Annotated in this window: 20 protein-coding genes and 1 tRNA gene; 9 read left to right on the plus strand and 12 right to left on the minus strand. The window is 62.9% G+C overall.

The annotated features are described in order from the left end of the window. Positions 1 to 448: 448 nt before the first annotated feature. The 6 genes from ACFR99_RS05560 (at position 449) to phoU (ending at position 6,502) form a co-directional block, all read left to right on the plus strand. Positions 449 to 1,414, plus strand: a complete 966-nt coding sequence (locus ACFR99_RS05560; RefSeq protein WP_390285161.1) for a phosphate ABC transporter substrate-binding protein PstS family protein — start codon at positions 449 to 451, stop codon at positions 1,412 to 1,414. Between the two features lie 48 nt (positions 1,415 to 1,462). After that, positions 1,463 to 2,404 (plus strand): phosphate ABC transporter permease subunit PstC, encoded by a 942-nt coding sequence (pstC, locus tag ACFR99_RS05565; RefSeq protein WP_390285163.1) that lies wholly within the window; start codon positions 1,463 to 1,465, stop codon positions 2,402 to 2,404. Positions 2,405 to 2,438: 34 nt separating this feature from the next. Beyond that, a complete protein-coding gene (gene pstA / locus ACFR99_RS05570) occupies positions 2,439 to 4,052 on the plus strand; it encodes a phosphate ABC transporter permease PstA (RefSeq protein ID WP_390285165.1) in 1,614 nt (537 codons plus the stop codon). A gap of 3 nt (positions 4,053 to 4,055) precedes the next feature. Then, a complete protein-coding gene (gene pstB / locus ACFR99_RS05575; RefSeq protein WP_390285167.1) occupies positions 4,056 to 4,946 on the plus strand; it encodes a phosphate ABC transporter ATP-binding protein PstB in 891 nt (296 codons plus the stop codon). A 172-nt stretch (positions 4,947 to 5,118) separates the two neighbouring features. After that, on the plus strand, positions 5,119 to 5,610 hold the full coding sequence (locus ACFR99_RS05580; protein ID WP_390285169.1) for a metal-dependent hydrolase: 492 nt from the start codon (positions 5,119 to 5,121) through the stop codon (positions 5,608 to 5,610). 220 nt (positions 5,611 to 5,830) lie between these two features. Beyond that, on the plus strand, positions 5,831 to 6,502 hold the full coding sequence (gene phoU / locus ACFR99_RS05585) for a phosphate signaling complex protein PhoU (RefSeq protein ID WP_390285171.1): 672 nt from the start codon (positions 5,831 to 5,833) through the stop codon (positions 6,500 to 6,502). Between the two features lie 233 nt (positions 6,503 to 6,735). On the opposite strand, the gene ACFR99_RS05590 is transcribed toward phoU, so the two are convergent. The 6 genes from ACFR99_RS05590 to ACFR99_RS05615 all read right to left on the minus strand — a co-directional run bounded on the left by ACFR99_RS05590 (position 6,736) and on the right by ACFR99_RS05615 (position 13,023). Beyond that, the gene (locus tag ACFR99_RS05590; RefSeq protein WP_390285401.1) at positions 6,736 to 7,272 is read right to left on the minus strand and encodes a plastocyanin/azurin family copper-binding protein; all 537 of its coding nucleotides are present in this window, start codon (positions 7,270 to 7,272) and stop codon (positions 6,736 to 6,738) included. 153 nt (positions 7,273 to 7,425) lie between these two features. Continuing rightward, positions 7,426 to 7,842 (minus strand): hypothetical protein, encoded by a 417-nt coding sequence (locus ACFR99_RS05595; protein WP_390285173.1) that lies wholly within the window; start codon positions 7,840 to 7,842, stop codon positions 7,426 to 7,428. Between the two features lies 1 nt (position 7,843). Then, entirely contained in the window at positions 7,844 to 9,526 is a 1,683-nt protein-coding gene (locus ACFR99_RS05600; RefSeq protein ID WP_390285175.1) for an FAD-dependent monooxygenase, read from the minus strand. Continuing rightward, on the minus strand, positions 9,526 to 11,082 hold the full coding sequence (locus ACFR99_RS05605; protein ID WP_390285177.1) for an electron transfer flavoprotein subunit alpha/FixB family protein: 1,557 nt from the start codon (positions 11,080 to 11,082) through the stop codon (positions 9,526 to 9,528). The genes ACFR99_RS05600 and ACFR99_RS05605 overlap by 1 nt, the downstream gene beginning before the upstream one ends. 1 nt (position 11,083) lies before the next feature. Next, a complete protein-coding gene (locus tag ACFR99_RS05610; RefSeq protein WP_390285179.1) occupies positions 11,084 to 11,950 on the minus strand; it encodes an electron transfer flavoprotein subunit beta/FixA family protein in 867 nt (288 codons plus the stop codon). Between the two features lie 215 nt (positions 11,951 to 12,165). Then, positions 12,166 to 13,023 carry an acyltransferase gene (locus ACFR99_RS05615; protein ID WP_390285181.1) on the minus strand — a complete coding sequence of 286 codons (858 nt, stop codon included), beginning with the start codon at positions 13,021 to 13,023 and terminating at the stop codon, positions 12,166 to 12,168. 138 nt (positions 13,024 to 13,161) lie between these two features. Here ACFR99_RS05615 and ACFR99_RS05620 point away from each other — a divergent pair, with 138 nt between their 5' ends. Next, positions 13,162 to 13,359: a DUF5800 family protein gene (locus ACFR99_RS05620; protein ID WP_390285183.1), complete on the plus strand. Its 198-nt coding sequence runs from the start codon at positions 13,162 to 13,164 to the stop codon at positions 13,357 to 13,359. Between the two features lie 22 nt (positions 13,360 to 13,381). On the opposite strand, the gene ACFR99_RS05625 is transcribed toward ACFR99_RS05620, so the two are convergent. Continuing rightward, positions 13,382 to 13,945 (minus strand): DUF420 domain-containing protein, encoded by a 564-nt coding sequence (locus ACFR99_RS05625; protein WP_390285185.1) that lies wholly within the window; start codon positions 13,943 to 13,945, stop codon positions 13,382 to 13,384. A 197-nt stretch (positions 13,946 to 14,142) separates the two neighbouring features. Continuing rightward, positions 14,143 to 14,227, minus strand: a tRNA-Leu gene (locus ACFR99_RS05630). 234 nt (positions 14,228 to 14,461) lie between these two features. Here ACFR99_RS05630 and ACFR99_RS05635 point away from each other — a divergent pair. Beyond that, positions 14,462 to 15,178, plus strand: a complete 717-nt coding sequence (locus tag ACFR99_RS05635; protein ID WP_390285187.1) for a TVP38/TMEM64 family protein — start codon at positions 14,462 to 14,464, stop codon at positions 15,176 to 15,178. Positions 15,179 to 15,203: 25 nt separating this feature from the next. Here ACFR99_RS05635 and ACFR99_RS05640 read toward each other — a convergent pair whose 3' ends face one another. Further along, entirely contained in the window at positions 15,204 to 15,380 is a 177-nt protein-coding gene (locus tag ACFR99_RS05640; RefSeq protein ID WP_390285189.1) for an HVO_2523 family zinc finger protein, read from the minus strand. Between the two features lie 109 nt (positions 15,381 to 15,489). Further along, the gene (locus ACFR99_RS05645) at positions 15,490 to 18,606 is read right to left on the minus strand and encodes an adenosylcobalamin-dependent ribonucleoside-diphosphate reductase (protein ID WP_390285191.1); all 3,117 of its coding nucleotides are present in this window, start codon (positions 18,604 to 18,606) and stop codon (positions 15,490 to 15,492) included. 452 nt (positions 18,607 to 19,058) lie between these two features. On the opposite strand from ACFR99_RS05645, the gene ACFR99_RS05650 reads away from it, so the two are divergent. Then, a complete protein-coding gene (locus ACFR99_RS05650; RefSeq protein ID WP_390285193.1) occupies positions 19,059 to 19,250 on the plus strand; it encodes a hypothetical protein in 192 nt (63 codons plus the stop codon). 54 nt (positions 19,251 to 19,304) lie between these two features. On the opposite strand, the gene trpG is transcribed toward ACFR99_RS05650, so the two are convergent. Together trpG and trpE are read right to left on the minus strand one after the other, a co-directional pair. Further along, the gene (gene trpG, locus ACFR99_RS05655; RefSeq protein ID WP_390285195.1) at positions 19,305 to 19,946 is read right to left on the minus strand and encodes an anthranilate synthase component II; all 642 of its coding nucleotides are present in this window, start codon (positions 19,944 to 19,946) and stop codon (positions 19,305 to 19,307) included. Then, positions 19,943 to 21,616, minus strand: a complete 1,674-nt coding sequence (trpE, locus tag ACFR99_RS05660; RefSeq protein WP_390285197.1) for an anthranilate synthase component I — start codon at positions 21,614 to 21,616, stop codon at positions 19,943 to 19,945. Before trpE ends, trpG begins: the two co-directional genes overlap by 4 nt. Between the last annotated feature and the right edge of the window lie 5 nt (positions 21,617 to 21,621).

Genomic DNA, 21,621 nt, shown 5'->3' on the forward strand with positions numbered 1-21,621 from the left:
GGATCACAGATGAGGTCAATTACGTCCCCTCGAGCGACGAGCAGACCGAGACGAATCTGCAGACACTCGCGGAGATCGTCGGAACATAACGTACTAAGGTCGGCTTCGGCCGAACAGGGACGAGTTGAATCGACCGATGTCTTTGCCGTGGGTGTCGAAGCGACAGTACCACTGTATCGGAACGGTTTTTTGGGAGTGGCAACGATATCCCGTCTAGACAGACGCCCACTATAGATTTTGCAAAACTATAGTCCATACCAACTATAGTCGGCTATGTAAGATATGGTGAACGCAACCATATGTTCCAGCACCGTCATTCACGCGTCTAGCCGTGCAATAGAGCGGAATTGTTCTTCGCTGGATGAGCCATGAGGAGGGGCACCGATCTATATAGAAGTATATATCTAACATAGCATCGTATTTCTATACACAGTCGAACGTTCACCTGATGACCGATACCCAGATGGATCGTTCGGGTCGCTCGTTTTCTCGACGAAAGTTCCTGGCCGCGACGGGCGCAGTGGGCGCCGCTGCGATCGCCGGCTGTACCGAAAACGCGGACGGCGGCGGGAACGAGCGTGTCGTCGTCACAGGAAGTAGTACGGTGTTCCCGGTGTCCGACAGACTCGCCGAAGAGTTCATGGCGGAAAACGACGGCGTGAACGTCACTACCGACTCGACCGGGACCGGTGGCGGGTTCAGCAATAATTTCTGTCCCGGTAACTCCGACATCAACGGTGCCTCGCGGCAGATCAAGGACGCCGAGGTAGAGGACTGCAACGACGAGGGCGTCGAACCCGTCGAGTTCCAGATCGGCAAAGACGCGGTCACGATGGCCGTCCACAACGATTCGCCGGTCGACTGTGTCACTTACGACGAACTCGCCCAGATCTGGAGCGAGGACGGCGCAGAAACGTGGGCCGACGTCAACTCTGACTGGCCCGACGAGGAGATCCAACGCTACGGTCCGCCGTCTACGTCCGGGACGTTCGACTGGTTCAATACCAACGTCATCGGTGAGGATGGGAGTCACGTCGAGCAGTACGAGAAGACCGAAAACGACAACGAACTCGTTCAGGGCATCTCGTCGGGCGAAAACGCGATCGGTTACTTCGGCTACGCGTACTACCGGGAGAACGAAGACAAGCTCAAGGCACTCGAGGTCCGCGAGACCGAAGACGGCGAGTGTACCGCACCGAGCATCGACGCAGCGCAGTCGGGTGCGTATTCGATGGCACGACCACTGTACATCTACGTCAACAAGGAAGCGCTCCAGCAAGATGTGGTCTACGACTTCGTCGAGTTCTACATCGAGCAGTCCTCGACCGACGTCATCTCCGATGTTGGCTACGTCCCCATGAGCGAAGAGCAGGCCCAGTCGAACCTCGACAAACTCGAGAGCGAAGCGAACTGACGGAGCGAATCGAACGATTCACGATGGTAAGTCAACTACGCCCCACAAATGAGTGAACGATCGATAGACGTCGACTTGACACGATCATCGTCGGGTCGAGTCGTCAAAGAGCGCATCTACAAGTGGCTGCTGTTCGCTTGTGCCGCGCTGACCGTGTTCGTTACAGCGGCGATCATCTACACGCTGACAGCCGACGCGCTCACGTTCTTCAGCATGGTCTCTCCGGTGGAGTTCTTTACCGGAACGGAGTGGTTCGTCCGTTCGGACGGCGGGACCTTCGGCGTCTGGCCGCTCGTGACCGCGACGCTTGTCATCACTTTCGTCTCGGCGCTCGTCGCGGTGCCGATCGGCGTCGCAGCCGCCGTCTACCTCAGTGAATACGCCAGCGATCGGATGCGCTCGATCCTGAAACCGTCACTCGAGATCCTCGCCGGGATTCCGACGGTCGTCTACGGCTATCTGGCGCTCGTCTACCTGACGCCTGCGCTCCAGGCGATCGGCATCCCCGTCAGCACGTTCAATCTGCTGTCCGCGTCGATCATGGTCGGGATCATGATCATCCCGATGGTCTCGTCGCTGTCGGAAGACGCGATGAGTTCCGTCCCGGATTCGCTCCGGCAGGCGGGCTACGGGATGGGAGCGACGAAGTACGAGGTGTCAACCGGGGTCGTGATTCCGGCTGCCATCTCCGGCATCTTCTCGTCGTTCATCCTCGCGCTCTCACGGGCGATCGGCGAGACGATGATCGTCGTCATGGCCGCCGGACTGCGACCGCGGATGTTCAATTTTGCGAACCCACTCGACAACCTGCTCAGTTCGGGACAGCCGATGACCGCGGGTATGGTCAGCGCCGTCACCAGTGACGCGACCGGCGGCTCGGCAACGTATTTGAGTATGTTCGCACTCGGACTGACGCTGTTCGTCATCACGTTCGTGATGAACCTCGCGAGCGATTACGTCGCAGCACGCTATCAGGAGGAGTACCAATGAGTGACACCGACGAGATGATGGAGGTGTACCGATAATGGCGACCGACCAGCAGACCAGGACGTGGTACGGAACGGACGAGGCAGTCAGCCGCGTCCGTGGCCAGGCGTTCAAGACGCTCTGTCTCAGTGCGACCCTTCTGGCCCTGTTGTCCGTCTTCGTGCTCCTCCTGTACGTCGCGAACGACGCTTTCCGGCCCCTCTCGGCGGACACGGGGTGGCTTCTCGTAACCATCGGGACGGTCGTCATCCCCGCCCTCGGGGCGATCGGTTACTACTATACGCGTGATACGAGAGCGGGAGAGACAGCAACCATCGCGCTCGGCTTACCGGTCGTCTCGCTGCTGCTCACTGGCGGGGTGTTCATCACGTTCGAACACGTCGTCAGCGTCTATCAGTGGCTCTCGATCCTCGTCTCGCTCGTCGTCGCCGGCGGGATCGTGTACGCCCACAGCCGCGTTCGGACGGAAGCCGACCTCGAGCGACTCGTGGCCGTCGTGGCTGTGCCAGCGCTCGCGCTCTGGTTCATTCCTGGACTCATCCTCTCGCTGCCGATGTTACCAACGGAGTCGCTCGCGCTGCTGGGATCGTTCGTCGTGCCAGTCGCAGTCGTCGTCGGCCTGTTCGTCCGCAGACAGCGCGAGAACAACCGTGACGGTGCGATCGCTGCGGTACCGACGCTCGTCGGGGCGGCGGCAGGATTCGGCGTCGCACCAGTCGTCGGCATCACCCCGTTCGTCTGGATGCTGCTCGTTACGGTCACCGCCGTCCCTGTCGGTCTCTACGTCGAGAGCATCGTCCGCCGTGGGGCCGGCGTGTCAGGGCTCGCGTTCCCGCTGATCGTCGTCGGTGGGATCGTCGCGAGCGTCGTCCTCACGGACACGCTCGGGTTTGCCGGCCCAACGCCGTGGCTCGACTGGGAATTCCTGACGAACGCACCTTCGCGGACGCCCGAAGACGCTGGCTTCTATCCACCGCTGGTCGGCTCGGTGATGATGTTGCTCATCATCGTCATCTCCGCGTTCCCGGTCGGCGTCGGCGCCGCACTCTATCTCGAGGAGTACGCCCCGCAACGAGGTCGCTGGGGCCGGCTCGTCAGCCTGATCGAAGTCAACATCGGGAACCTTGCGGGTGTCCCGTCGGTCGTTTACGGGGTTCTCGGGCTCGCACTGTTCATCCGAGCGGGCGGGCTCGGTTCAGGAACCGCCCTCGTCGGCGGGTTCACCGTCGGGCTGTTGATCCTTCCGATCGTCATCATCTCCTCGCAAGAGGCGATCAGCGCCGTCCCTGACTCGATGCGTCAGGCATCCTACGGCATGGGTGCGACCAAGTGGCAGACGACACGCAACGTCGTCCTTCCGGAAGCACTGCCCGGTATTATGACTGGCAACATCCTCGCGATGGGGCGAGCGATCGGTGAGACGGCACCGTTACTCATCATCGGCGCGCCAGCGGTCGTTCGCATTGCGCCGAGTTCGTTCACGAACAAGTTCAGCGCAATGCCGCGCCAGATCTACACTTGGTCGGGCGAGATCGACGCCGCGTTCCGACACGGTGTGCTGGCAGCTGGCGTTGTCACGCTACTGGTCGTTCTCCTGCTCATGAACGGCGCTGCAATCCTGATTCGTAACAAGTATCAACGCCGAGAGTGACCTATGACACAAGATTCAATGACTAACCCGGACAGCCGTACTGATAGCCAATCGACCGACCTCGAGGGATCGAATCAAACGAGCGATCCGCTCGTCGATTCGTCGATCGACACCGGCCAGTCGGGCGGCTCCGGGGGAGAAACCCGGACAGTAATCGAATCCCGGAACCTCGACGTGTTCTACGACGAGACGCAGGCGCTGCAGAGCGTCGACATCGAAATCCCGGCCGAGAAGGTCACGGCGATCATCGGTCCGTCCGGTTGTGGCAAATCGACGTTCCTCCGGTGTATCAACCGGATGAACGACCTCGTCGATGCTGCACGAATCGAGGGCGAGTTGAACTTCGAAGGGAAAAACGTCTACGACGACGATGTCGATCCGGTCGTCCTTCGGCGCAAGATCGGGATGGTCTTCCAGTCGCCGAATCCATTCCCCAAGAGCATCTACGACAACGTCGCCTACGGCCTGGACGTCCAGGGGATCGAAGGCGATTATGACGCGATCGTCGAGAAGGCGCTCCGCCGCGCTGCGCTCTGGGACGAGGTCAAAGACCAACTCGACTCGAGCGGGCTGGACCTCTCGGGTGGCCAGCAACAGCGGCTGTGTATCGCCCGCGCGATCGCACCTGATCCGGATGTCTTGTTGATGGACGAGCCGGCCTCGGCACTGGACCCGGTCGCGACCTCGAAGGTCGAAGACCTCATCGAGGAACTGTCCGAGGAGTATACGGTCGTCATCGTCACCCACAACATGCAACAGGCCGCCCGTATCTCCGATAAGACGGCCGTCTTCCTGACCGGGGGCGAACTCGCCGAGTTCGACAATACCGACAAGATCTTCGAGAACCCCGAGAGTCAACGCGTCGAGGACTACATTACCGGGAAGTTCGGATAGTCGCTATCGTCGTGTTCTGTTCGGTTTGACGGTCCGTTCGAACTGCCCGCTTCAGTTACGATGTGTGTATTCAGTACTAATCACATCGGTCGAAAGAGACCGTCAGAACGTCTCATAAGTGTCTTCTGCTAACTACGGTGTTTATCCTCCGCCATCGCATGAGTCGGAAGCGATGGTCGCCACTGGGGTTCACATCCTGGTCGGTCTGGCACTGGTCATGCTGGCTTTTCGGTCCAGCCGGCCCGAGCCGTACCTCGTCGCGGCGCTCGCCGCTACCGTCCCCGATAGCGATTCGTTCGTCTTTCGGCCGCTCGTCGAACTCGGATACGTCGGCGGTGCCCTGTGGAGTCATCGGGCCCTCACGCACTCGCTTCTCGGTGGCGTCATCGTGGTTGCTCTCCTCTCGTATTTCGGTCCCCCGCGGGCCGCTGCTATCGGGTTCGGATCACACATCGTCCTTGATGCCCTGTCCGGTGGCATCCGACTGTTCGCTCCCGCCAACCAGACACTGTACGGACTGTCGATCGATTGGTTGCTGCTCAACACACTCGTATCAGCCGTTACAGTACCCACGATTCTCGTCGGGTTGCTCGCAATGAAACACGACTTCGAGTATCGGCCGCCCTCGTTCGCGTCGAAACCGGTTTTCGAGTGGTTCCGGTAGCACGACCCCACAATCGCTCGAGACCCCCAAAATGGATCTGAGGATCGACGGGCGATAGGGTGAGTCTCACGTCTGATACGGACTGCTGTCAGTCAGTTCCGACGCGACCGCGAGCCGTCCTGTGATCGCGCCGGGAATCAGTGACAGCAGACCGTCTGAGTCGTCGCTAGAATTGGTACCGCACGCAGCCTTTATCAGGAACGGACACCGTGAAAACGGTATGGCCAGACAATCGTATCAGGACAAGCTCATGGAACTCCGTGAGGATGTCCTCTACATGAGCGAAGTCGTCATGGAACGGCTTCGCATGGGACTGGACGCCCTGGAACAGAAAGACGAGGACCTCGCCCGCGAAGTGATCGAAGGCGACGGCGAGATCAACCGGATGTACCTCGATCTCGAGCAGGACTGTATCGACCTGCTCGCGCTGCAGCAGCCGGTCGCGAGCGATCTGCGCTTTATTGCCGCCTCGTTCAAGATCATCACCGACCTGGAGCGAATCGGCGACCTCGCGACTAACCTCGGCGAGTACACGTTCGACGCCGAGCGCGATCTGTTCCCCGACGTCGACGTTCAGGAAATGGGTGAGTTGACGCTCGACATGCTCGAGGACGCGATGGTCGCCTACGACACCGAGGACACCAACGCCTGCCGCGAACTGGCGACCCGTGACGACGAACTCGATCACTTCGCCGAACGAGCCAGCGAGATCGTCGTCCGTGATCTCATCGAGCGCGAACTCGAGTCGCCCGACGAGGTCGAACAGCTCCTCCAGGACGTCTCGCGGCTCCTGTTGACGATTCGTGACCTCGAGCGCGTCGGCGATCACACGGTCAACATCGCAGCACGGACGCTGTACATGGTCGAGAACGACGACGAACTCATCTACTGAGACGGATTACTGTCAGTCAGTGCCGGCGCACCCGCAGGACGGGTCGCGGGTGCGCCGGTAACTCGGGACAGCAGACCGTATGAGACGGCCGGACCTGCGTTCGACAGAACAATGGTTCCGTCTCGGCCTCGAGACGGTCGCTGTCGTCAGCCACGACGACTCGTGGCGTCTTAGCCTGCACTGCTGGGACAACCCACGTCGAGGGTCGATCGACAGTTAACTCGTCGAGGGGGTCAGTTACTTTCGTTCCCTGTCTCGTTGTCGGTTTCGTTACCGTCGGTTTCGTTGCCGCCATCGCCACCGCCACCGCCGCCACTGCCACCCATCTGAATCTCACCTTCCATCTGCGGGTGGGGTTCGCAGTTATACGTGGCCATGTCGCTGCTTGCCGTGAAATCGAGGAACTGATCCTCGCCCGGATCCGAAACGGGATCGCCGGTGGTCAGGTCGTTGAGCACCTCTCCGTTCGAATCACGGATCTCCATGTTGTGGTTTGCACCGTCGCCTTCCGACCAGCCGATCGTGTAGTCTTCGCCTTCCTGGAGAATGAGCGTCGGGTTTTGTTCTCCCTCGATGTCAGACGGTGCGAGCCCTTCCCAGTGGGTCGTCTGGCCGCTGAAATCGATCTCCGTTCCGGGTTCGATTTCGAAGCCATCGCCGTCACCGCCGCCACCGTTGCCATTGCCGTTTCCGTTTCCGTTTCCGTTGCCACCGCCACCACAGCCTGCGACAACCGCTGTCGATGCAGCCACACCAGTCAACTGAAGCATCCGTCGTCGGGATAACCGATCGTCTCGTGCCATCATCCTGACTTTGTGCTCAACCGGAATAATCGAATACCCGTCTCCTGCGTGGGAGTCAAGTACGGGAAGGTGCAAAACGGTGAGATCCCCCGTTTTTCGGCCCGAGAGCGCCGCCCTACATCACTGCGTCGGTCGCGGGCGGGCACGTCGATCCGGGACGCCGGTCAACAGCTGTGCCGTGTCGACGACATTTCGGGTGTCGAGCAACAGTTCTGCCGCCTCACGAACCGTAAACTCGGCCTCGAGGGCGACACCGTGACAGCGCGTGTAACACTCGAGCCAGCGGTTCATCGCGGTCTCGAGGGCGGCGAGTTCGGCCGCCGAGAACGGCACCAATCGCCCGCCGGTTCGGGCCTCGACGTAGAGCCAGATGGCCTGGCCCGCGCCTGCCCGGAGGTAGGCGGTGGCGTCGTTGGGACTCGTCGGGCCCTCCGGGCCCGGATCGCCGTCCGGTTGCGTCTCGGCCTTATCGAACGCTGCCCGCTCGCGTTCGGCACGGCGTGCGAGCGCGGCGATTCGAGGCCCGTACCGACTCATCTTATCCCTCGCGGAACTCGACGCCCTTGCCGCCGCGGGGGTGTTCCCACGCCGTGTCGGCGACGATCGCACAGGTCCCACACTCGACGCAGGGCTGGGTGTCGAGGCTGACCACCGTCTCCGCGGTGCCGTTGGTCTTGACCGTCTCCGACCGGTAACAGCCACCGCCGAAATCCTCGGCGCTGACCGGGCAGGCGGTGACGGCTGCACCGCTCGCCTCGTAAGACTCGTCGAGCAGTTCGATGTGTGGGTTGCCGACGTCGGTATCGTACGTGAGGTCGCCGATACGTTCCTCAAGGCTCGGTGGCTCGACGTCGCTGTCCCAGTAGATCGTCTTGCCGTGTTCCTCGGCGATCAGCGTCGGCAGGGAGACGTAGCCGGTCTTCGTGTCGGGCAGCATCGACACCAAAAACGGCGAGTTGTACGCCCGCTCGAGCAGCCGGTCGGCGATCGGATTGCCGACTGCCAGTGAGCCGATCGGCGAGTCCAGCACCCGCTCGACCGCGTTCGTCACGGCGTCGCGTTCGCTGACGCTCCGACTGAGTTCGTACCGCCGCGGCCGGAGTTTGTCCATCGTCCCGGAGTCCTCGAGCAGCTTCGTATAGCGCCGGCCGGCGGCTTCCGGATCGCGGTTGCCACGGGTGACGGCGAAGGCGTCGGCCGCGAGCGCGCCCGCGGTGACGGCGTGGTTCATCCCCTTGATGATCGGCCCCTGGGCCTGCATCTGGCCGGCAGCGTCGCCGACGAGGACGAGCCGGTCGCGGTACGGTTCTCGGTGGGCGACCTTCTTCGAGTCGGGGACGAGTTTCGCCGCGTACTCGCGCTCGTGGTACTCGTTTTTGAACCAGCCCGCCAGTATCGGGTGGGTCAGCAGGGCATCGAGCAGTTCGTGGGGCTCGGCCTCCTGCTCGACGAGACTATCGAGGTGGAAGACGGTCCCGATCGACAGCGAGTCCTCGTTCGTGTAGAGGAAGCCACCACCGCGGACGTCGCTGAAGAGGTCGCCCGAGAACAGGTGGGCGGCCCCCTCGTCGGGCCCGATGTCGAACCGGTCGTCGATCGCGTCGGGGTCCATGTCGACGATGGCCTTGACGCCCTGGAACCACTCGTCGGGCTCCTCCCAGTCCATCAGTCCCGCCTCGCGGGCGAGCTCGGAGTTGACGCCGTCGGCCGCGACGATCAGGTCCGCCTTGATCGGGTCGAGTTCGTCGCAGGTGATGCCGACGATCTCCCCGTCTTCACGCAGGAGGCCGTCGACTCGGACGTTCGTCAGGACGCCGCCGCCGGTCTCGCTGGTCTTCTCGTGGATGCGTTGCTCGAGCCAGGTGTCCATCTCCCGACGCAACACGGAATCACACCAGTCGGTGTCGTGCTCGTGGAGGTCGGTCAGGTCGTAGGTTTTGACCGTGTTGCCGGCGACGTTGTGGATGTAGTAGTCCGTGACCGGTCGCTCGGACGCACGCTCGCGGAAGCCGTCGAAGAGGTCGTCGATCGTGTAGGGGGCCGAGTCTTCGGCGTAGATCAGCCCGCCGGAGACGTTCTTCGCACCCGCTTCCGTTCCGCGTTCGAGGACGAGCGTCTCGATATCGTGGTCTGCCAGCCGCGAAGCCGCCGCAGCGCCACCTGGACCACAGCCCACGACGACGGCCTCGTAGTGTTCGTAGACGTCCGTTCCGGCCGCCATCACTCGTCACCTCCGTCGGCGACGGCCTCGGGCTCGAGTCCCGGCTCACCCAATTCGACGGCCTCGGTCAGCCGCGGCAGGACCTCGAAGAGGTCGCCCTCGATGAAATAGTCACTGAAGTCCCGAATCCGGGCGTCGGGATCGGTGTTGATCGCGACGATCGTGTCGGATTCGTCCATGCCGACCTTGTGCTGGACCGCACCGGAGACACCCGCCGCGATGTAGACGTCGGGGGCGACGACTTGCCCGGTCTCGCCGATCTGACGTTCCTCCTTCGAGTACGCCTCGACGTGGCCCTCGAACTGATACGAGGAGGTGACGATCCCACGTGTGATGCCGAGTTCGGCGTCCTCGAAGGCGTCGACCAGCTCGAGGCCGAGTTCCATCCCCGCCGTCGGGTCGTCGGCGATCCCGCGGCCCAGACAGACGATCACGTCGTGACCAGTGAGATCGATCCCGGCCTCGAGGCGGTCGTAGTCCGTGATGTCGACGCGGAACCAGTCCTCGTCCAGTTCCATATCGTGTTCGATGACCAGTCCCTCGCGGTCGGGGTCGCGCTCGATGGGTTCGAAGCTGCCCGGGATGATCGAACACCCCTTCGGATGAAAATCCCGATCCGGATTGTCCAGACAGAGGATCGTCGAGTACTCGAAGCCCGAGAAGTCCGGCCGTTTCATATGCAAGACCTTCTCGAAGGTCTTTTTGACGCCGGGCTCGCCGGTTTTGACCGGATTCGACACCTCCTCCTCCTCGATGAACAGGTCCGAACAGTCCGAGGCCAGCCCGGAATCGAGTTCGGCCTGAACCTTCGCCGAGAGGTCCCGACCGTTGTTCGTCGCTGGGAACAGGATGTATCGTGGCTCGTCGTAGTCACGCCAGTCGGTACTCTCGACCGTGCCCTTGCCACGGGCCATGTGGGCCGCGATCTCGGTGTAGGGTTTGTGCAGGAATCGCTCGAGGCGCTCGTCGTCGTGATAGACCGCCACGTCGGCACCATAGGCGATACACTCCTCGGCCAGTCCCTCGCAATCGTTGCCCATCAGGAAGGCGACCACGTCCTCCTCGTCGCCGTAGTCGTCGGCGAAGCCGTCCATGAGTTCGCGGGCCTTGCCGAGCATCTCCTTCGAGACGTCGAGCAACTCGCCACCCTGGGTCTCACAGAAGACCCACATGTCCGCGTACTCGCCGTCAGCGAGCGCCCGGACGTGTTTCTTGTCGCGGGTCGGGTGAGAGAGGTCGTCGTCTGCTTCCGGTTCGGCGTCTTCTGTGTCCGACTCGTCGGTCTCCTCCTCGTCAGCGGCTTCGTCCGCCGCTTCGTCGCCGACATCCTCCGTCGTCTCCTCGTACTCTCCTTCCGTCTCCGTGTCCTCCTCGACGCCCTCGTGATCGACGCCGAGTTCTGTGAGCCGGTCCTGGATCGCCTCGCGAGCCGTCGTTCGATCCTGGCCCGTCCGTTCGGCCTCTAAGATCGCCTGGAGATCGTCGACGTCGTCGATCGTCTCGAGTTCGTCGGTCAGTTCGTCAACGGTGTGGTCGTCCGGATCGATGGCTGTCATGTCAATCACCTGCCTCCGCAGCGTAGGGCTGCATTTCTTCGAGCACGTCGCTCATGTCGTCCTCGTCGGGGTCGATCATCGTAGCCTCCCGATCGGACGGCGCTTTGGGGATCGGGTCGACCGACGAGACGATCGTGGGCGAGCCGTCGAGCCCGATGTAGTCGGGATCGAGGTTGAGGTCGGTATGATCCCACGTCGTCAGATAGTCGTCGTGGTTCGTGGCTCGCCGTTCCGTCTCGGCTCGCAACTCCTTGTGTGTCAGTCGATGTGAGGCCTTCCGGTAGGTCGGCTCGAACTCGGGATCGGTGACGACGAAACAGGGCAACGGGGCTTCCACGGTTTCGACCTCGTCGATATCGCCCTCGACGAGCCGTTTCGCACGCAGCGTCCGCTCGTCGGGATCGATATCGAGTGCGATGACGTGGGTGACGATCGGCCAATCCATCGCCCAGCAGGTCTGTGGGCCGGTCTGGCCGGTCTCCCCGTCTGCCGTCTTGAACCCGGCAAAGACCAGATCGATATCCGCGATTTCGTCCTGGTATTTTTCGAGGCCGGCGCTCAACGTGATCGCCGTCGCCCACGTATCGGAGGCGGCCAGCTCCCGGTCGGAGAGGAGATAGCTATCGTCGGTGTAGACCGTCTCCATCGCCCCTTGCAAGACGTCGGCGTACCCTGGTGGCCCCATACTCATGCCGGTGACGTGGCCGCCGTGGCGTACCTTCGTCTGCAGTGCGGCCTGCAACGCGAACTCGTCGTTCGGGTTCATCACGGTCGGCGTCTTTCCCCGTTCTAGGTGACCGTCCTCGTCGAACGAGACGGCCCCTTCCGAGAAGTCCGGGACGCCTTTCGTCAACACGATCGATCTCATCGATCCCTCCGTGAATGTATGTTGAACTTTCGCATGCCTGTCCGCCCCTATCATAGTATCGGTATTAAGAATAGGGGTGGCAATCGCTGATCGGAAATGGCCACGCAGCGGGTTTCTCTCGACAAATGAGCGGGAAATCGTGTCAGCAGAGACCGACGCGGCTCGTGGACGATCTGGATATGACCCGTGTTAGCTGGCCGGCTGAACGGTTGGTGTTACTCCTGTTCGCGTTCGGTCGTCCCCATCGTGATCTCGCCGTCGGCACGGATCGTGCCGTCGATCTCGGCGTCGGGGCCGAGCTCGAGATCGGCACAGGAGACGTCACCGAGGACGCGCGCGTCGGCACCGACCTCGACGTCGCCGTTACGGGTGGTAACGTCGCCATGAATTCGCGTGCCGTCGCCGACGGTGATGTCGCCGCGTGCCCGGAGACTCCCGAAGATATTGCAGGTCGTTCCGACGTCGATCGTCTCCGCGCGGACGTTGCCGTGGAGTCGGCAGTCGTCGCCGATCGTCGCGGGCGTCGAGACGCGCCAGGCGTCGTCGCCGACGGTCGCGTTCTGTGGGATTACCAGCGGTTCAGCGTCAGCGTCGTCCGCGTCGTCCTCGAGGAGTTCGGAGACGAGCTGTTGGGCGGTGTCGTCTTCGCCGATCAACAGGAGGTGTTTGAGGTAGACGAACAGGAAGACGATCGTCGGCATCGGATTGCGGATGACGATCCAGCCGTTTGCCTCGAATCCCTCCTCGATCTCGACGTCGTCGCCGATGTCGAGATCGCCCGCGACTTTCAGCCTGCCGCCGACGTGGACGCGTTCGCCGATGTAAGCGTCCTGGCCGACCAGGACGTTTTCGGCGACGTCACACCACATGTCGAGTCGGCAGTCGCCGTCGGCCTCGATCGCGCCGCCGAACTCGGTCCCTTCGCCGGCCAGGACGTTCCGGCCGCGGACTCCGAACTCGACGGTCGAGCGCCCACCGACGAGGACGTCCCCGTCGGTAACGACGTCGCGCTCTTGCGTTTCCGTTCCGTCCGGAACGACGAGTTCGTCGAGCGGATCCCTGCTGAAGGCCACATTCACGTCACAAGGACATATCACCTAATAAATCTCGCGCGTCGTCGGCCGTCCGTCTGACGTGTGTCTGCCAGTCCGGTGAGTCGGCCAGCGCGGACAGTCGCCCCGTTTTTACACTCCCATCGCATACGGCCAGTCATGACTACGCTCGCGTTCGACGACGACGGCGTCGACGTTGTCTACGAAGGAACCGAGTTCCGCCTCGAGCGGGACTTAGTCGAGGAAGCCACCGAGAAAGCCTACTACGACGTGACCGACCACGAAGTGTTGAAGATCGTCGCCGAACAGCCGAACCTGCAGGGCGAGCCCCGGCGCATCGGCGATATTCTGGACTGACCGGGCCCGCCGTTTGCGGTCGTTAATAGACGACGTGGAGGATCACGAACACCACGATCCCGAGTCCAAACGAGATCAGCCACAGCGTCGCTGCGATCCGGCCCACGCGGGCGTGGCTCGTCCGCGGGAGTTCCGAAGCCGGCCGGGAGAACGCGAGCATGAGGACGTAGTAGAGCAACGGAATACAGACGATCGCCAGCAGGATGTGGATCGCCAGCAACGGCAGATAGACGAACTGGTAGACGGTCTCGGGTCCGGGGAACGGCTCTGGACCACCGGTGACGGTCAGTCGGTACAGGTAGAGGACGAGAAAGCCCACGAACAGGCCGAACGACGCCATCATCGCGACCCGGTGGCGGTCGACGTTCCCGCGTCGGATCGCCCGCCAGCCCACCGTAATCGTCCCGATCGCGGCCGCGCTGAGCACGGCGTTGACGAGCGGAATAGTCTCGATAACCCACTCCGGAGCAGCGGGAACGCTCGAGGACGGGATCCGACCGCCTGCGGCCGCGAAGACGACCGCCAGCGATACCACGCTCAACACACCGGTGAGAAGCCGCACGCGCTCTCTGGGGACGTATTCCATGTGTGACCGTTCGAGCGCAGCGGGAAAGTGGTTACTCTCTGGGTTGCTGTCGCCATCTCGCGTTGCACGGGTTAGTGCACTCCGTTAGAGATGGCTGGCACTCGTCAGGAGTAGTGTCGGAAAGGATTATGCGTGGGTGATGTCCACGAAGGGAAATCACCTGCATCGATGATGGTGGATGTTTTCCACCTATGCGATGCGTGGGACCGGATTCGAACCGGCGGACCCCTACGGGACAGCGCCCTCAACGCTGCGCCGTTGGCCTGGCTTGGCTACCCACGCTCGCTGTCTTTGTCTGCACTCAATCGTATCCAGTGTGATTATAAAAGCCCTTTCCTTTGCGTCCGCGACTGCGGGCGAATCACACACTCCTAGTTATACCTGAATGACGATTCCTCGGCTGATTCGCGTCGCCACCCGCCGATCGACTCCCTGACTGTCGCGATACTTGCCGCTATCTTCACCGCGACCGGGAAAGTCACAAAGGTTTCAACGCTCGAGCAAGAGGTTCGAGTGATGTCAGTGCCGTCTGGTCGGTCGCGCGCGCTCGCTGGGGTGCTCATTGTTGCCGGAATGATCGCCGCCGGCGTCCTCGTCTCGCCGACGACAGTGCTCGAGACCGTCGACGCGGTGGCCGCGGACCCACTTTCGTTCGGACTCGTCGTCGTGGGGCTCTATCTGGTGCGGCCGGCGTTGGCTTGGCCGACCACGCCGCTTGCAGTCGTCGTCGGCTACGGCTTCGGCGTCACGGCCGGCGTTCCCATCGCGCTCGCCGGCGTCGTCACGACGGTGCTCCCGGTTTTCGTCGCGGTCCAGTGGCTCACTGACGACACGGCTCCCACGGCTGCCAGCGACGCTGGTCTGCTCGAGCGGGCCGGTGAAACCGTCGCGCGCTATTACGACACGGCGGGCCCACTACGGGGCGTCACCGCTTCGCGGCTGGCACCGATCCCCTCGGACGTCGCAACCTGTGCCGCCGCCGTCAGCGGCGTCGAACTCCGGTATCTGATCGTCGGCACCGCGATCGGCGAACTGCCCTGGACGATCGCCGCGGTCGTCGTCGGTGCCTCCGCAGCGACGGTCTCGACAAGTGGCCTCGGTGATCTCGGGCTCGCACTCTCGCTTGGCTGTGCGATGGCTGCCGCGCTCTTGCTCGCTGGGCCGCTCTATCGCATGCTCCGAGCACGGACTCAACGGCGTGCCGACGGCTCGAGGCGATCGACGGACGGGTAACTGGGCTCTTTGCGTTGAGACGCGCTCACCGGAACGGATCGCTACAATCGATGATGACCCCGTGATGCGGACAGACGTACTTGCAGTGGCGTTTGTACATCGGCGACTCACAGTGTGGACAGCGAGGGCCGCCAGCCGCTCGGTCGCTCGAGTCGTCCACGGGAGCGCCACCAGCGGTGCCATCCCCACTGTCGGCAGTCATACGACCGTGTTCTCGCCGACCGGTGCTAAGTGTGGTGTTTCCGGTAGTTCAGCGACGGAAAATGAGAAACAGAATGAAAGGTACCGCTCGAAACGGCCTCAGTCAGCGCTTAGCACTCGCTCCAGCCACAGGACTCGCAGGTCTTGCAGCCTTCGGAGAAGTACAGCGACATCGAGCCACAGTCGGGACATTCCGGCGACTCGCCGGCATCGATGAGGTCCTGGGTCGTGTCGTCGTCGGCATCCGCGCCGCCCTGTGCGGCGGCTGCACCGCCGTCGGTCTTGTGACCGTCGGATTCGACGGGATCCGCGTCAGCCGATTCCTCGAGCGTCTGCTGTTTCGGGTACGGCTTGTCGATCTCGCCCTCGAGATAGCGACGCATCGCGGTGCCGATCGCGTCCGGGATCGACTGGATCTGCTCGCCTTTGTCCCAGGCGACCTTGGGACTGCGGGTCCCACAGAGTTCGTCGACGATTTCGTCGGGGTCGACACCCGAGCGAAGCGAGGTCGAGATGACTTTCGCTAGCGCCTCAGTAAAGGAGTTGGTGAAGCCACCGGAGTGGCCGATGTTCGCGAACAGCTCGAACGGCTGGCCGGTCTCGGGGTCTTCGTTGATCGTCACGTAGATCTTCCCGTAGCCGGTGTCGATGCGCTGGCTGACGCCCTGGAGGGCGTCGGGCCGTTCGCGCTTCTCGGTGAAGTCGACCTGCATCGGCTCGGCGTCGCCCAGCAGCGCGTCGACGTCTTCCTCGAGGATGTCCTGGACCTCTTTGCTCTCGAGGAACTGCTCGAGTCCGCCGAAGATCTCGTCGATCTGCTCGACCAGCGCCTCGGCGGCCTCGGTCTCGTCGGCGAAGTCGGTGTTATCGGCGCGCGTGGTCAGCACCTGCTTGCTGCGAGTCCCGTCGCGGTAGTAGGTGACACCCTTGCCGCCGTGCTCGTAGATGTACTCGAACACGTCCTTGGCGTCTTCAAGTGTGGAGTCGTTGGGCGCGTTAACGGTCTTCGAGATCGCGGAGTCGACACCCTCCTGGCAGGCGACCTGCACGCCAGCGTGCTCTTTCGCCGAGAGATCACCGGTCGTGACGAATAGTTCGCCGATGGCGTCGGGTACCGTCGAGAGTCCCTCGACGCCGTTGAACTGATTGGTCGCCATCTGCTCTTTGGCCTCTTCCTTGACCGCGTCGACGTCGATGTCGTTGTCCTTCAGGACGCGGAGGAAGTAGTCGTCGAACTCGACGAGCATCTCGTCGCCCTGAACGTCGTCGGAGACGTTCTTGTAGTAGGCAACGTTATAGATGGGTTCACAGCCGCCGGTGGTGTTGCCGACCATGCTCGTGGTGCCCGTGGGGGCGATGGTCGTCGTGTTGTGGTTCCGGATCGGGAACCCGTCCTCCCAGTCGTCGGCATCGAGGCCGGTCTGGTGCTCGAACCACTCGCGGTACTCGGTTGGGTTCGCGTACTTGGACTTGTCCCACTCGTCGAAGCTCCCGCGCTCCTCGGCGAGTTCGTGGGACGTCCACTTCGAGGTGTGGTTGATGTGGGTCATCAGCTGGCGCGCGACCTCGTTGGAGGCCTCGCTGCCGTACTCCATGCCGAGCTGGATGTACAGCTGCGCCAGGCCCATGATGCCCAGCCCGATCTTGCGCATCTCCCGAACCTTCTGTTCGATCTTGTCGACCGGGAAGTCCGACATCGTGACGACGTTCTCGAGGAACCGGGTGCCCATCTCGATGCGCCGATCGAACTCCTCGAAGTCGACGGCGTCTTCGAGGAAAGCGTCCACGGCGTCCGCGAGCGTGTCGTACTCGTCGCCGTGCTCGTCGTACCAGACGCGCCAGTCAGGGGCCTCGAGGTCAGCGAGCGTCGAGAGGTTGATGTGGCCGAGGTTGCAGGCCTCGTACTCCTCGAGGGGCTGCTCGCCACAGGGGTTCGTCGCGAGAATGCGGTGGTCAGGGTGTTTCTCGACGTCGAAGGAGTGTTGCTTGTTCACCCGCTCGAGGTAGATAACGCCGGGTTCGCCGTTCTCGTGAGCGCCTTCGACGATGTCTTCCCAGAGTTCCTCGGCTGGGATCGACAGCTCCGCGCCGACCTCGACGTATTCTCCGAGGCCGAACATGTCGTAGAGCTCCTTCGTCTCTTCCGTTGCAATGTGTGCCTCGCCCGTTCGGGGGTTGGTAAACGTAAACTCCTCGCCGTTCTGGACGGCCTCCATGAAGTCGTCAGTGATGCCGACAGAGATATTGAAGTTCGAGAGATGGCCCTCGACGGCGTTCCGGAGATGCTTGGGGACCCGCCCCTCGTCGTCGATGAGTTCGCGGGCTTCGTCCAAGGCTTCCTGGAAGGAGGTGTGGGTGTAGTCGTCGGGGTCGTTCAGGCGCAGCGTCTCGGCCAGCGAGACGTCCTTGTTCTTGGCGTGGATGAACTGGATGACGTCGGGATGGGAGACGCGCATGACGCCCATCTGCGCGCCGCGGCGAGCGCCGCCCTGGGCGATCGTCTCGCACATCTGGTCGTACGTGCGCATGAACGTGATCGGGCCGCTGGCGATGCCGCCAGTCGAGCCGACCGCGTCGCCGTAGGGACGGAGCCGCCAGAAGGCATAACCCATGCCGCCGCCGCTCTGGAAGACCTGCGCGGCCTCCTTGGCGGTCTGGTGGATGTCGTCGATGTCGTCGTCGGGGGAGTCGACGAAACACGCCGAGAGCTGCTGGAGCTCGTCGCCTGCATTCATCAGGGTCGGCGAGTTCGGCATGAAATCGAGGTTCGCCATCATCTCCTGGAACTCGTCGGCGACGTCCACGACGTGCTCGCGGATCTCGTCGGGGAGTTCGGGGACGATAGTGTCGTAGGCGAACTTGTTGACGTTGTAGATAGAAAGCGTGGTTTCAGTATCCTCGTCCGTAGTGGTACCGGCGCCGAAGACCTCCGCAGCGAGTTCGTCCCGCCGCGGGTGGTCGGGCTTGAGCTGGTCGGGCGTGACCGTGATCTCGAGGTCTTGCTTCTCGGCCTCGTAGACGGCTTCTGCGAGCGCGATGTTCTTGCCGACGCGGTCGAAGAGATCCTCCTGCTCTTCGATGAGGTCGCCGTCGGCGTTCTTCCGCAGATAGCGTGCGGGCAGAATGTTGTGGTAGGCGTTGTCGGTCAGTCGCTCCTCGAGCGTGTCGCCCTCGGTGCGCTTGATCGGGAGCGTCAGCTCCGCCGCGGAGAGGTCGGCGTCGCTCATGCGCGCGCCACCTCGTCGCTACACCGCTGCAAGGCGTCGATTCTGGCGTGGATCCGAGTCCTGACTCTGATCATTCGTGACGAAGGTTCAGTATTCACGTATTCCTCTTAAGCGTGGTGTTTTCCCCTACTCTCCTTGTAGTAGTACAACTGTACTTGTATAGATGTCTCTGTAACGTATCGTGTCTGGATTTCCTGGGGCCGTCGAGACGGCCGCCTGTGTGGTCACCAGATGCTAGGTCGCCGACCGTCTTAACGATTTTCAGACCGGAGTGAAAGTGACTGTAAGCGACGAGAACCGGTCTCTCTCGCGTGGTTTTCTCTTTCACGACACTGCGATCGGCCCTCGCGAGCGTGTCGCTCGAGTCGCGAACCCCATTTCGAGTCACTCACTGTCGGTGATTAGTCACGTTATCCAGAAAGATTACGTCCCCGTGGCGTCTGGGATCACGTATGATCGATGCACTCACGTCGGCACCACCGATCTTGCTGGTGTTGACCGCGCTCGCTGCGTTCGCCGTCGCAGTCGTTGCGATCAAGATCGCGATCAAACTGGCCGTCCGAATCGGGATCGTCGCAGCCGTCGTGCTCGCGGCGCTCTACGCTGCTGGGTTCACTGATCTTTCGTTTCTTCCCTTCTTCTGAGCGCCGCCGTCTCGTTTCACCGCCGCGATAGCCGTCAGCGCTCGCCGGGTGAATTCAAACCTGCGCGAGGAAGTTTTCGATCACGTCGTGGCCGGCCGCCGTAAGCACGCTTTCTGGATGGAACTGCACACACTCGAGTGGATACTCGCGGTGGCGCACGCCCATGACGAGCGTCTCAGCGTCGTGGTCTGCGGTTGCCGACACCTCGAAACAGTCCGGCACCTCGGTCGCGATCAGCGAGTGGTACCGGCCCGCGCGAAAGCCCTGCTCCAAGCCCTCGAAGACACCCTCACCGTCGTGGTCGACCGCGGAGGCTTTGCCGTGGATCGGTTCGGGGGCCCGACCGACGGTGCCGCCGTATTCGTAGACGGCGGCCTCGAGGCCCAGACAGACCCCCAGCGTCGGCACCTCGGGGGAGAGTTCCCGGAGCACGGCCATCGAGACACCGACGTCGCGGTCGTGTTTCGGGTGACCGGGGCCGGGGCTGATGACGATCGCGTCGGGGTCGACGGCGCGCACGTCCGCGAGCGAGGCCGTGTTCTTCAGCACCTCGGTCTCGGTGCCGGGAAGTTGGCTGACGTACTCGACGAGGTTGTACGTAAACGAGTCGTAGTTGTCGACGAACAGGACCGTAATCGGCTCCGCCGCCCCATCGTCGGTCGCGGGTGTGTCCGCCTCGTCCGTCGTCGCGTTCATCGGCTCACCTCCGGCGTCGCCTCGGCGTCCTCTCCGGGCAGCTTCGCGGCCGGGAACTCGATCTCCTCGAGCGCCGCTAAAACGCCGCCCATCTTCTTTTCCGTCTCCTCGTACTCGGCGGTCGGATCGCTGTCGGCGACCAGTCCCGCGCCGGCCTGTACCGTGATCCGATCTCGCTTCCCTTCGTTTTCAACAGTCGCCGTCCGAATCACGATCGCGAAATCCGCATCGCCGGTCCAGGAGTAGTAGCCGACACCGCCGCCGTAGAGGCCGCGGGGCTCGGACTCGAGGTCGTCGATGATCTCCATTGCGCGGATCTTCGGCGCGCCCGAGAGTGTCCCGGCGGGGAACGACGCTCGCGTCGCGTCGAACGCGTCCGAGTCGTCGGCCAGCCGGCCGGTCACGGTCGATTCGATGTGCTGGACATGGCTGTACTTGAGGACGTTCATGAACTCGTCGACGCGGACCGAGCCCGGCTCCGAGACGCGGCGCACGTCGTTGCGCGCGAGATCGACCAGCATCGTGTGCTCGGCTCGCTCCTTGCCGTCGGCGAGCATCTCGCCCGCGAGCCGGCGGTCCTCAACGGGGCTCGAGCCCCGGTCACAGGTTCCCGCGATCGGGTTCGACATGACTTCGCGCCCGCGCACGGAGATGAGCGTCTCGGGGCTGGCCCCGACGACCGTCAGATCGTCGTGGTCGAGCAGGTACATGTACGGCGACGGGTTCACCTCGCGCATCGCCTCGTAGAAGCCGAGGGGATCGACATCGCCGTACAGTTCCCGCGTGCGCGAGATGACGCCCTGATAGATGTCGCCGTCGAGGACATGCTCTTTGGCCTGCCGAACGCTGTCTTCGTACTCGGCTTTCGGCCCCGCGACCTCGTCTTCGCGGACGAACCCGCCCGTTTCGGGGTGGTCGGCATCGGCAAGCGTCGTCGCGACCGCGGCCGCCTCGTCGACGAGCGCGTTGTAAACCGCCTCAGGGTCGTCGTCGCCTTCGAGTACCGGCGTAAAGACCAGCGAGACAGTCCCGTCGCACTCGTCAAAGGCCAGCGTCTTGGTAGTCAGGAGGAACTGCGCGTCCGGGAACCGCGAGTCGGGTCGCTCGAGCCCGACCTCCTCGAGCCAGAGGTCGTAGACGGCGTCGTAGGCCAGGAATCCGACCAGCCCGCCCTCGAGATGCTGGCGGTCGTGATCGGGCACGTTCTCGAGGCGGACGTCCGGCATCGCGGCCCGCAGCGCGTCGACAGTGTCGCCCTCAGCGTCCGTCTCGATCGCCGATAGCGGCGCATCGTCGGCCAGCGCCTCGACGGTCGCATCGCCGGATTCGACCGTCACGACCGCTGCCGGATCGTAGCCCACGTAGGAGTACCGCGCGTGGCGCTCGGCGCCCGTGGTGCTCGGCCGGAACGCGCCATCCGGATCGCTCGAGGCGGTCTTCTCGGCGCTCTCGAGCAGGAAGGCATACGGCGCGCGGTCACGGTCGATCGCGTCGGATCGACCGGTCAGTGCCGCGTAGGCCGCAAGCGGCGTCGTGTCGACCTCGAGGGTCGCGACGGTGCGGACGACGGCCGGCTGGTCCGATCGCTCGTCGCTCGTCCCCGCGTGGTTGCAAAACGTCTCTCGATCGATGTCGAACGTCGGCGGCTCGGTGGTGTCGGCGTCGCTCATAGTGG

The organism is Haloarchaeobius amylolyticus (assembly GCF_042678045.1).
Classification (GTDB): domain Archaea; phylum Halobacteriota; class Halobacteria; order Halobacteriales; family Natrialbaceae; genus Natrinema; species Natrinema amylolyticus_A.